The organism is Shewanella sp. T24-MNA-CIBAN-0130 (genome assembly GCF_040310185.1).
GTDB lineage: Bacteria > Pseudomonadota > Gammaproteobacteria > Enterobacterales > Shewanellaceae > Shewanella > Shewanella psychromarinicola.
Window position 1 is genome coordinate 74,107 of record NZ_JBEOPP010000005.1, and the last position, 12,710, is coordinate 86,816.

General features: G+C 42.6%; 7 protein-coding genes. 4 read left to right on the forward strand and 3 right to left on the reverse strand.

Translation table 11 applies throughout. The annotated features are described in order from the left end of the window. Window positions 1-73 precede the first annotated feature (73 nt). On the forward strand, window positions 74-1,453 hold the full coding sequence (gene pmbA, locus AAEZ02_RS03415; protein WP_351074667.1) for a metalloprotease PmbA: 1,380 nt from the start codon (window positions 74-76) through the stop codon (window positions 1,451-1,453). A gap of 200 nt (window positions 1,454-1,653) precedes the next feature. Further along, window positions 1,654-3,021, forward strand: a complete 1,368-nt coding sequence (locus AAEZ02_RS03420) for a hypothetical protein (protein WP_351074665.1) — start codon at window positions 1,654-1,656, stop codon at window positions 3,019-3,021. A gap of 133 nt (window positions 3,022-3,154) precedes the next feature. Here AAEZ02_RS03420 and AAEZ02_RS03425 read toward each other — a convergent pair whose 3' ends face one another. Further along, window positions 3,155-4,594: a methyl-accepting chemotaxis protein gene (locus tag AAEZ02_RS03425; RefSeq protein ID WP_124013463.1), complete on the reverse strand. Its 1,440-nt coding sequence runs from the start codon at window positions 4,592-4,594 to the stop codon at window positions 3,155-3,157. Window positions 4,595-5,200: 606 nt separating this feature from the next. Here AAEZ02_RS03425 and exeM point away from each other — a divergent pair. Continuing rightward, window positions 5,201-7,816 (forward strand): extracellular exonuclease ExeM, encoded by a 2,616-nt coding sequence (gene exeM / locus AAEZ02_RS03430; protein WP_351088527.1) that lies wholly within the window; start codon window positions 5,201-5,203, stop codon window positions 7,814-7,816. 281 nt (window positions 7,817-8,097) lie between these two features. On the opposite strand, the gene AAEZ02_RS03435 is transcribed toward exeM, so the two are convergent. Continuing rightward, window positions 8,098-9,201 (reverse strand): phosphoribosylaminoimidazolesuccinocarboxamide synthase, encoded by a 1,104-nt coding sequence (locus AAEZ02_RS03435; RefSeq protein WP_124013465.1) that lies wholly within the window; start codon window positions 9,199-9,201, stop codon window positions 8,098-8,100. Window positions 9,202-9,411: 210 nt separating this feature from the next. Between AAEZ02_RS03435 and AAEZ02_RS03440 the strand changes: the two genes are divergently transcribed. Then, window positions 9,412-10,380 carry a DMT family transporter gene (locus AAEZ02_RS03440; RefSeq protein WP_351121958.1) on the forward strand — a complete coding sequence of 323 codons (969 nt, stop codon included), beginning with the start codon at window positions 9,412-9,414 and terminating at the stop codon, window positions 10,378-10,380. Window positions 10,381-10,711: 331 nt separating this feature from the next. Here the strand turns inward: AAEZ02_RS03440 and AAEZ02_RS03445 are convergent, their stop codons facing one another. Continuing rightward, on the reverse strand, window positions 10,712-12,526 hold the full coding sequence (locus tag AAEZ02_RS03445; protein ID WP_101033829.1) for a DEAD/DEAH box helicase: 1,815 nt from the start codon (window positions 12,524-12,526) through the stop codon (window positions 10,712-10,714). Between the last annotated feature and the right edge of the window lie 184 nt (window positions 12,527-12,710).

Here is a 12,710-nt window from a genome sequence, read left to right on the forward strand (position 1 = left end):
TAAATGCTCGGTTATCAATCGCCATTTGAATTTGATATGCTAAGGTCAATTAGACTAATCAAAGAGTAAATTTGTGGCTTCTCATCCTTCTCCAGCGCCTAGCGCAAGTGAACCAACCCCTAGAATTGATGCTGAATTATCGGCGTTAAAAGACGCTGTCACTGTTGCGTTAGAATACGCAAAAGTGTTGGGGACTTCGGCCGCTGAAGTGGCCATCAGTAAGCAGCAAGGTTTGTCGGTTTCGACCCGTGAAAAAGAAGTTGAAACCGTTGAGTTTAATAAAGACGGTGCATTAGGCATTACCATTTACCGTGATGGCCGCAAAGGTAATTCATCAACTTCAGACTTAAGCCCTGAGGCGATTCGCCAAGCGGTAAAAGCGGCCGATGGTATTGCCAAATATACCTCAGAAGATCCGTTCAGTGGCTTGGCTGATCCCGCTTTGATGGCGCAAGATATTCGCGACTTAGAGTTATATCATCCACAAGATATCGATGCAGAAGAGCTCGCTCAGTTGGCCATTCGTGCAGAAGAAGCCAGTTTGTCAGTTGATAGCCGGATCCGTAATTCCGATGGTGCCAGCGCCAACGCGCATACGGCCGCCAGAGTTTATGGTAACAGCCATGGTTTTCTTAACGGTTATTGCAGCTCTCGCTACAGTTTAAGTTGTGTTGTAATAGGCCAAGAGTCTGATGGCAATATGCAGCGCGACTACGACTATACGGTGGCCCGTAAGTATCATGATTTACTTTCACCTGAATTGGTAGGTTTGCAAGCAGCAAACAAAACCTTAAGTCGATTGGATGCGCGTAAAATTCCTACTGCAAAAATGCCAGTGTTATTTGCGCCTGAAATTGCCACAGGCCTCATGGGTCATTTAATTGGTGCGATTAGTGGTAGCAGTATTTACCGTAAGTCGAGCTTCTTAATGGAAGCGTTGAACACTCAAATATTCCCTGACTGGTTTAGCATTGAAGAGCAGCCGCATTTGGTTGGGGCCCTGGCTAGTGCTAATTACGACAGTGAAGGCGTGGCAACTCAAGACCGACGTATTATTGACCGTGGCCAACTAGAGACCTATTTATTAACCAGTTACTCCGCACGTAAATTGGCGATGACTAATACAGGCCATGCCGGTGGTATTTATAACTGGACCTTGAGCCATTCAAACCAAACATTTGACGACTTAGTGAAAGCCATGAATACCGGCTTAATTGTGACGGAAGTGATGGGCCAAGGCGTTAATGGTGTCACCGGGGATTATTCTCGCGGCGCGGCGGGGTTTTATGTTGAAAACGGCGAGGTGTTATACCCCGTAGAAGAAATTACCATCGCAGGCAATTTAAAAGACATGTTTATGGGAATACAAGGTGTAGGTAAAGATCGCGATTTACGTTCATCAATCCGCACCGGGGGTATTTTACTGAGCGAGATGAAGGTCGCGGGTAATTAACCCCTTTTGCTAAAAAACGCATTTATGGTTTAAATGTAAAAATAATTAAAGCCTCTTATCTAATTGATTAAGAGGCTTTTTTTTGGCTTTAATTTGTCTCTTGACGCTTTATATCTTTACTTTACCTTTCTTGACAGTCGTTTACAGGCAAAGGTTGTCATAACTCTTGTAAATGTAACTAGATGGTTAATGGAGTAAATATGTTTAACAAAAAAATAAGTCGATTGATGATGGTGTCTGCAATGGGAGCCTTGTTATTAGGGTGTGGCTCAGACAGTGAAGAAAGCAGTGATGATGTCGCATATGTGCAGTTTTATAATGCATCACCTAATAGCACATCGACCTCGTTAGTGCTCGATGACTATTCATATACTGCGGTTGATTTTGCTGATGCAATGCCGCGTTATGCTTATAGTACAGGGAGTACAGAACTGGACATTTATGGTCAAGATGAAGATAGTGAAACGGTAACCGTTTACAGCGATACCATTGATTTAGCGAGCGACTCGAACCATTTGTTTGTGCTTTATGGTGACTATCACGATCCCGTACTATTGGATATTAACTATTCACGCGATGAAATGGACGAGTTAAATGCCGACGAGGATAATGACTACAGCAAAATGGAAGTGCTGGTGGCTAACGTAGCGACTGATGAAGGTACTTTTGATACCTATATTTCACTCGATACCCAAACCATTGACGAAGCGGTGATGCTCGGTAATGTGCCGTATAGCAGTTACACCAGCGAACAGATATTCGATACTGATGATTATATTGTGTATCTGACCGAAACCGGCACTAAAAATGTGATTTACACAACAGGCAGCATGAGTTTAACCTCGGAAACTGCCTATAAACTGATGATTCGTAACAGTTTTGGTGCAGGTGATATTAACGTCACTATCGACAGCATTGACTCAACTACAACGCCTGTTACTTACGCCGCATTAGAGGCAACGGCCGATTATCGCGTGTTTAATGGTTTAGAAACTCAAAGTATTGACGTTGATGTGGCCAGTAAGCAAGAGACACAATACTTGTATGGTATTTCACCCTTCACAGTAACGGGTTACCAATCAACATCGTTTAATGATTATGGTATCACTGCTAAAGATGCGACTAGCAAAGCCAAGTTGTTCGATAACTTGCTAGTAACGTTTAACCAAGATGAAGTGAAGTCCTTACTGATTTATCAACAAGAAGACAGTTCTGTCAAAGGTATGGTGATCGAGCAAGACTTACGACCTCGAGCTTTTGAATATAAAGTCGATGTGGTCAATTTGGCTTACGATTATGATGATCTAACCGTGTATTTTGTCCGCGCTTCAGAAACTATCGAAACCGCCGAATACAGCTTAACGGATTTAGATTTTGTCGAGCAACTAAGCCTAACACTGCCTGAAGATTATTATGAGATTAACATTGTTTACGAGGCCGATAATGGCACGCAAACGTTAGTTTATCAGTCTGATGCAATCAGCTTTGATGGCGACAGTAACTATACTTTCGTGCTGACTCCAGACAGTACCAGTACTTTAGGTCATAGACTTACGTCATTACAGTAATGTTAAGTTAATTGAGAGTGAGTTAAGCCACTGTCGATAAAACATCAAAAAAGCCGATATCATCGATATCGGCTTTTCATTTAGCGCTTATATTCAAATGGACATACAAACGAGTAAGTTAGTTAGCCTAAGGCTAATTAGTGCGGTATTGGCTTAAAATTTTACCTAAATCAGCGGATGCTTTTGATAACGCTTTAACACCGCTTGAAGACTGTTGTGATAAACCCCTAATAACATTTGATTTCTGTCTTATATCCGTCAGTTCTTTGGCAATGTCATTTGCCACTGCACTTTGTTCTTCTGACGATGTAGAAATTTGGAAACTCATGTCCATAATTGAACGTGACGATTCTGAAATCGCATTAATATCAGTACCAATATTAGTGATCAAATCGCTGCTGGTTTGTGCCTGCTTAACCGTATCTTGAGTGATACTGTCGATATTGAGTGTTTCACTTTGCAGGAGTTCAATCATTTTATGAATTTCAACAGTCGCTGCTTGAGTACGACCTGCAAGGGTTCTTACTTCATCGGCAACAACGGCAAACCCTCGTCCCATTTCACCCGCGCGTGCCGCTTCAATGGCAGCGTTTAATGCCAGCAAGTTGGTTTGATCAGAAATAGCATTAATGGTGGTGATCACATCATTAATATTGGTCGCATTAATTTTTAGGGTATGGACCGAGTTTGACGTTTGTTCAATGTAGGTCGATAACTGTTTAATTTCATTAATGGCACGCTTTGCCCGGTCATAACTCTGACGTGTATACTCCGAATCTTGTTCAACTTTTTGGGTTGAATTGCGTGCAATATTAGACACTTCAGCGGCGGATGCGGTCATTTCTTCCATTGCCGTAGCAACCGAGTCAAGTGATGCATATTGTTGATCAATTTGTTCAGCACTTTGAGCCGTTTCACTGGCAAACGAGCTGGAAGTCGTTTCCAATGTTTCGGCACTTTTTTTCACTGTAACAACAAGCTCGGTTAATGTGTCCATGGCTTTATCTAGCGCACAACCAATGGTGCCGAATTCATCACGACCAGGATGGAAGCCTAAACGAGAGGTGAGATCTCCTTTGGCAATTTTTTCCGTGGTATCCCATAACACCCACAGCGCTCCACCAATAAAAGTGGCATTCCAGTAAAGCACGATAGCAAAGGGCAAGATCCATAACAATGAGAGCAATAGTGACATTAATGCAGCTTGCTTAGCATTGGCTTCTTGACCATAGACTGATTCACTCAGCGTATAATATTGGCCATCTAATGCATAAACCGCAGTAACGGTATCTTGTTGGCGTGAACTAATTTGCGAACGACCAGACACCTGCAAGCCTAAGTTTGAAGCTTGTGCAAGCTGGCTGGTAGCATCTAGTGCTTGAACGGTAGCGGCCATTTTTTGTTCTAAAACATGTAATGATTGCTGTTCAATATGTTCAATTTTATTTAAGTAACCACTAATCGATACACTGGATAAAATGATCAGGAACAGTCCGAAGACAGTCCAAAACTTATCGTTAATGGACATTTTGATAAAGAGTTTATCGATATTTCTAAAATCAACTTGTTTCATGGTTTTGGTACCTAAACCGGTAAAGACAATAAATTCAAAGACTAGATAAGCTTGTCATATTTTAATATTAAATAGACAGCTTAATCGTATTTTGTGTGTGATGAACATGACATTCAATCATCATCAATACATGATCAATATCGACAATAAATCGAATAGCTTAAGTTATTTATTGGATTTTTTGTACAATGTCTATTTAACGTACTAAGTCACTTACTGTTGGTGGAAATGTCATCGCGACAATCTGATAATGTCTGACATTTTCAAAATGATTAGATGATTAGATGAGAGGAATATACGGCACGCAACAGTATGTTGTAAGTTTTTTCTTTTTTATTTAAACAAGTGTTACAAAGTTTATTTTAACGTGAGCATATTAAAATGGGGGTTGTTTTTGTGTTAGCTACTGTTTTTAATTGGTTATTTCCCTCTCAAGTTATCCTTGTTCTTTTGCAAGCATAAAATATTAAAGTTAATCAATGAGATAGCTATTTATTTGCCTCGTTAATGTGATCTATGTTGTTTTTTATGTAATCAAAATTTGACACAATCCAGCCGAATATTACAAAAAAATAGCATTTTGATTACAAAATATGGGGTTAAAAAATGAAAGGACTGACTAAACTAACGGCGGTTTCACTCGCAGTTGCTGCAGCATTGCCAATGATGGCAAATGCAGATGTATTGATTAGTGAATACGTTGAAGGTAGTTCATACAATAAAGCGATTGAGCTTTACAACAACAGTGATGTTGAAATTGATTTAACTGGTTATAAATTAGTACGTTATAAAGATGGAGACACCGTTGCACTGGATATGGTGGTGTTAACTGACTCAATTGCCGCTAAAGGTGTCAAAGTTATTTTGAATACAAATGCAGCGATTACCTTACCAGCCTCAACCGACACTATGACGGGCGATGTCAATTTTAATGGTGGCGATGCTGTCGGCTTATTAAAAGACGGTGTGCTAGTTGATGTGATTGGTGACATTCCAACGCCAGACGGTTGGGGCAGCAATACTACATTCCAACGTAAATTAGACGCCTTAACAGCCAGCACCACTTATGATGCAACCCAATGGGTTACATTAAATATAGACACCTTTAGTGGTTTAGGCTCGCTTGACGCAGCCACCATTCCAGATACCGTCGCATTTACCTGTAATGGCGCCACACTCACCAATATTTATGATGTCCAAGGCGCTGGAGATTCTAGCCCATTGATTGTTGATGGTAGTTTTTCATCGGCTAACGAAGTGACCGTAAAAGGGATTGTTACTGCGAGAAGTGACAGTTTATATAAGGGTTTCTTTATTCAAGACATGCAAGGCGACAACTCGCCTTATACCTCTGACGGCATTTTTGTCTTTCTAGACCAAGCCGCGCCAGACACGATTCAGCCCGGTGCTGAAGTGTGTGTGCAAGGTAAAGTAAACGAGTTTTACGGCTCAACTCAGATAGACCTTAAAGCCGATCAAAAATTTGAAGTGGGCGCATTAGGCGAAGTACCTGCGGCCAGTGCATTTTATGTTGCCGATGGTGAAACCCTAGCGCAAGCATTAGAGCGTGTCGAAGGCATGAAAGTGACATTAGATGCCGGTAGTGAGATGAAAATCACCCGCAACTTTAGTTTCGATTATGATTCATATCGTAACAATATGGTGTTGTCTCATAAAGCCCCATTAATGAAGCCGACTCAAGTGTTTGAGCCAAATTCAGCTGAGTCTGTTGCATTAGGTGAAGCCAATGCTGTTAATCAGTTATTTGTAGAATCTGACTATAAGGCTAAAAGCGGCGAAGTACCTTACTTCCCAGATTTTAACGCTGAAACCGGCTATATCCGTGTTGGCGACCAACTAACAAACCTTGAAGGTGTGATTGGTTATAGCTACAGCGCATACCGTATTTTAGCGACCAACACCATTACGGCCGGTGATTTTATCCGCGCGAATGACCGTACCTATGCGCCAACAGTAGCAGATATGGGTGATATTCGGGTAGCGAGCTTTAATGTATTGAACTTCTTCAATGACTCGGTTGGTGGTGATGTTAATCCATCAAACAGCAATCGCGGTGCGAAAGTAGAAGCTGAAATGGTATTGCAGCGCACTAAAATTGTGACTGCGCTAGTGGCCATGAATGCCGATGTTGTTGGTTTAATGGAAATTGCTAACAATGGCTTTGGTGAGCTTAGTGCAATCCAAAACTTGGTTGATGCCCTTAATGCCGAATTAGCGGATGATCAAGCCTATCGCTTTGTTGAAGTTGAAGAGGCTGATAAATATGACGGCAAATTCATCGGTGGTGATGCAATTACCGTTGGTATGCTATATCGCCCCGCGCGTATCAGCTTAGACGGTGCAGCAAACGTTATCGCAACGCCAGAGCAACATGCTGCCGAAGGTGCTCAAACCCGCGAGAAAGACAGCGTGGTTGAGCAAAGCCCAGGCTATGATAAGTTCCAACGTCACAGCTTAGTGCAAAGCTTTAGCATTAATGATGAAAAACTGACTATTGTTGTTAATCACCTGAAATCGAAAGGTTCAGGTTGTATTGAAGACTGGGCTGAGTTTAACGAAGATTCAGAACCCGCAGACATGCAAGGCAAGTGTAATGCGTTCCGAGTGTCCGCTGCCAAAGTATTAGGTGAGTCACTAAGAGATGTTGAAGGTGATGTACTGGTTATTGGTGACTTAAATGCCTATGGCAAAGAAGATCCGGTTGCAGTATTGACTGACTATGATGCGTCAACAACTGATCATATTATTCGCACCGCTTCTTGGACAACCTTAAACGGTAAAGTGTACGAGCGCGAAGGTAGTGTGATTGATAAAGGTTATGGGTTAATTAACTTAAACACTCAAGCACATGGTGCAACGACTTACTCATATAGTTATAACGGTGAGTTAGGTAACTTAGACCATGCTTTGGGTAATGCGAGTTTAGCGGCTAAGTTAGTCGATATTGACGACTGGCACATCAACTCGGTTGAATCTAACCTGTTTGAATATGGCAGCAAGTACACTGGTGATTTGGTTAAATCAGAGAATGCATTTTCTGCCTCAGATCACGACCCTGTGATCATTGCATTGAGCTATCCAGAACCAGTAGTGGTATTACCTACGCCAACACCTGAACCTGTGAAAGACAGCGATGGTGGTAGTTTAGGTTACTTTGCGTTGATGTTATTAGGTGCACTAGGCTTACGCCGTCGCAGTTAATGATGAGGTGATAAAGAAGTATCATCGTTCATTGATGATGCAGAAAAAAGGATGACAACTGTCATCCTTTTTTTATGATAAAACGACTCTTGGCTAGGGGGTAACGTCAAACGGATACCTACCCATTTTGATAAGGACAGCCAATACGGTTTAAAGCATTGGCGATTCAACGCTTAAGGCTTGCTGACGACGATTTTGTATTGATTTCAGCCGCTGTTTACGACGATGCCAGTACAAATAAGGCGCCATAGGCGCCTTATTTGTAATTGGGGAAACGTTATTTATACAATTAAATCATATTGTTCACGTAATACTTTAATAATGTCTGCTTTAGGGTTAGCTGGGAGTGAAATCGTGGCTCCGGTGACTTTTTCTGCAACACCAATATAAGTACGAGATACGTTCATCATTGCTGCTAACGGTAGCTCGTTATCTCGAGCAAGGGCTTCACGTTCTGGCATTCTGTCTTTGTTTAACAAAATGTCGGCATCGTCAAAGTGATTTAATAAAAACTGACGGAAACCTTCTTTTGAGTTTTCAACAATCTTACCTTCGCGATAAGCTGCGCCATCCCAAATACGTGATGAATCAGGAGTGCCGACTTCATCCATGTAAATCAGTTTAGCGTTGCCGTCTTTATCGTTGACATAACCAAACTCAAACTTGGTATCAACAAACACTTGGTCAAGCTTGGCTAGTGCAGCAGAAATCACTTTAAAGCCTTGCTTGAGCAGGACTTCATATAGGTCGATATCTTGTGGTTTTTCAAAGCCAAATGCTTGGTAGTTGGCTTCAATGTCGCTACGACTAATATTGACGTCATCCTGTGCTGGTACACCTGGAATGCCGGTTAAAATACCTTTGGTTGACGGAGTGATTAGCAGTTCAGACAGTTTTTGATCTTTGTTTAAGCCTTCAGGCAGGGTGATGCCGCAAAATACTCGTTCACCTTTTGAATAAGCCCGCCACATAGAGCCGGTAATGTACTGACGACAAATGGCTTCCACTTTAATTGGACGGGCTTTTTGCACTATCCACACAAAAGGGTGTGGGATATCTAAGATATGGCTATCAGCTAAGCCATTTTCGGCAAATAAACTAAACCAATGGTTTGAAATGGCATTGAGTGCCGCGCCTTTGCCTGGGATGCCTTGCAAGTTACCTTCGCCATGAAAAATACAATCAAAAGCAGAAATTCTGTCACTGATCACCATAATCGCTAGTGGCGTATCTTCAGGTACATCGTAACCTTTGTCGCGAATTAAGCGGCGGCTATCAGTATCGGTTAACCAGTAAACACTGCGAACTTTGCCACTGTGGACAGGCTTGTCGGTACGGATAGGTAAATCATTGTTCACGGCAAGAACGGAATCAGCAAGACTCATGCGAATGTTCCTTAGGTTGAAGGGCGTATAGGGTTTTTATGGCGGCTATGTTACCTGCATTAAGCGGGTTTGCCACGGGAAAGGGTGAGTTGAAATAGGCTTTTTTGTTATGCGAACAATCATCGACTAGTTTAGCAATATCTTGATAAAGACTTTGTCAGGTTAATCAGGCAAAATTCACTTCCTAAATAGTGCTTGGAATAACAAAAATTGAACAGCGAACAAGTAAGTATTAATAACCGTTTAGGGCTGATATTTGTGTCTATTGCGGTATTTTTCTGGGGCATTTTACCTATTGCGTTAAAGCTATCAGGTGGTTTTATTACCCCAGTAACCCTGACTTGGTTTCGGTTTGTCGTGGCATTAGTGGTGACCTTGTTAATTCAATGGCGCTTAGGGGCATTAAGGCAATTTGTCGGTTTGTCTGTATCCGTTTGGGTTAAGTTAGTATTGGCGGGCGTATTGTTGATGTGTAATTACGTGTCGTTTGTGTATTCATTGGGATACTTAGCCCCTGGAACCGCGCAGCTTAATTTTCAAACCGCGCCGTTTTTCTTGGCCTTTGGCGGGGTGCTATTTTTTAAAGAACGTTTTAACGCATTTCAACTGAGTTGTTTTGCCACGTTAGCCTTAGGTATGCTGATGTTTTTCCATCCACAGCTCGATTTAAACCAAACCAGTGATCATCAGGTACTGGTTGGGATTATGATTGTGCAGTTTTCGGTAATGTCGTGGACCAGTTATGCCTTATTACAAAAGTCGGTGAGCCAGCGTTTATCACCGAGTAACGTATTGTTATTTATCTATGCATTAGGGATTGTGGCAATGGCGCCATTTAGCGACTTTAGTCAGTTTGACGCGATGACATGGGATCAATGGTGGATAGTACTTTTCTGTGGTGCCAATACCTTGATTGCTTACGGCTGTTTTGCTCAAGCGCTGCATTATTGGCCGACAGCGCAAGTGAGCGCGATGTTGTCTTTAACCCCGGTATTAAGTTTTACTGCTACCGAGTTGGTGGTCAGTTTAGGCTGGTGGAGTGGGGTATTTTCCAGCGCCAATATTGATGCATTGTCATTCATGGGCATAGTGTTAATTGTCTGTGCGGTGTTTGCGGTGCAAATTGTGCCCATGTATCAAAAGCGCAAACAGGCAAAAGTATTCAGAACGGTGCTGTAGCCCTTTAGTCCTTTAGTGCTTTAATGATACGGATTATACCCAGACGAACTCGACATGCAGGCTAGGGCGGACTGCGTCCTGCTAGAGTCGCTTCGCTTCTAAGATTTTATAGCATCTAGCCGCGCAGCGTCCTAGCAGCGTAGCGATCTAGGCTCTTGCTATAGCATCTAGCCGCATAGCGACCTAGAACCTAGAACCTAAGAATAGTGATATTAAAAAGATAATCGCCAAGTTAATGGATGCTAATGATGTTTAGACTTATTTTGTCATTAGAATAGAAAACAAAAATGGAGCCCTTAGGCTCCATTTTTTATGTCATTCAACAGAATGATTAGCCGTTGTCACGAGGCTTACGTGGGCGATCACTGCGAGCACGATCTGTGCGCGGACGACGTGGAGCACCTGCGCCGCGAGTCGTATCAGCAAAGACTTCATCACCGGCTTCACGAATGTTTAAAGGACGACCACAAACACGCACTTTTCTAAGGTGTGAAAGGATGTCTTTAGGCATTCCGTCAGGTAAATCAACGGTTGTGACTTGATCAAATAATTGAATTTGACCAATGAAACGGCTATCGATGTTCGCTTCGTTAGCAATCGCGCCAACGATGTTACCTACACCTACGCCATTTTCACGACCAACATCGATAACATAACGATTCATTTTCACGTCTGGATTATCTTTTAAGCCTTCTGCATCACCAAAACTATTTGGTGCTGGACGGCTACTACGTTCGCCACGGTCACTGCGTTCACGACGTGGACGGTCGCTGCTATTACGGTCATTACGATCGTTTCCGCGCTCGTCACGTGAATCACGCTGACGCTCTGTAATTGTCGGTAATTGTAGAGGGCGCTCTTGCTGTACTTGTTTCAACAAAGCAGCAGCCAATAAATCAGTATCAACTTCAAGCTGTTGGCATAATTCAGCAACGGCATTTTTCATGAAATCTAAGTCACCATTAATGGTCTCTTGGATTTGCTCACCTAAACGAGATAAACGACGCTCTGCAACTGACTCTGGGCTAGGTACTTTCATTGGCGAAATACGGCTGTTAGTGGCGCGTTCGATAGTGCGTAACATGCGCATTTCACGATTGGTCACAAACAAAATCGCCATACCAGCACGACCAGCACGACCGGTACGACCGATGCGGTGAACATATGCTTCTGAATCATAAGGAATATCGTAGTTTACTACGTGTCCAATACGTTCAACGTCTAGGCCACGTGCCGCAACATCTGTCGCGATTAAAATGTCTAACTTGCCGCGCTTAAGCTGCTCAACAGCACGCTCACGAGCTTGTTGATTCATGTCACCATGTAATGGTGATGAAGCATAACCACGGGCTTCTAATTTTTCAGCTAATTCAACACAGCTGTTACGAGTACGAACGAAGATGATGATACCTTCAGTATTTTCAACTTCTAATACACGTACTAACGCTTCTAGTTTGTTGTGCTGTGATACTTGCACATAACGCTGATCGATAGACTCAACAGTTGCCTGGCTTGAGGCTATGCTGATGTTCACTGGATTGTTTAAGTGCTTAGCAGCAACACGCTTAATTTGCTCAGGCATAGTGGCCGAGAATAAGGCAAGTTGGCTATCAGCTGGCTTGTGCTCTAATACCCATTCGATATCGTCGATAAAGCCCATTTTTAGCATTTCGTCGGCTTCATCTAATACTAAGGCTTTTAGGCCATCTAGCTTTAATGTGCCACGGCGCATGTGATCCATTACACGACCTGGTGTACCGACAATCACTTGTGGTCCACGCTTAAGGGCGTTTAACTGTTGTTGCATGCTTTGACCACCGTAAATCGGTAGTACGTGGAAGCCTTTCATGTGTTTAGCGTAGCTACCAAATGCTTCGGCAACTTGAACCGCTAATTCACGGGTTGGTGCTAACACTAAAATCTGTGGGGCATTGATTTTCATGTCGATTTTGTTTAGTAAAGGCAGGGCAAACGCACCTGTTTTGCCGGTACCGGTTTGTGCTTGACCGATAATATCTTTACCAGCCATAAGCGGGTCGATACTCGCCGCTTGAATTGGCGTTGGGTTTTCATAACCTAAGTCGTCAAGCGAACGCAACAAAGACTCAGACAGGCCGAGTTCGCGGAAAGTTTTTTCAGATGACATTGAGTTGTAGCCTTGTGGATGCGCACGAAGTTCGGAAGCTCGTGCTAAAGTTTCACAGACAGAAAATCAACCCCGTGTCGATTTCCCGCGCCGATATAAGGGGGCATATTATAGCAGCAACTATGCGTGTTGACCACGTAAAAACTGAAAATAAACATTAATTTGCCTATTCGAGGTTAATATT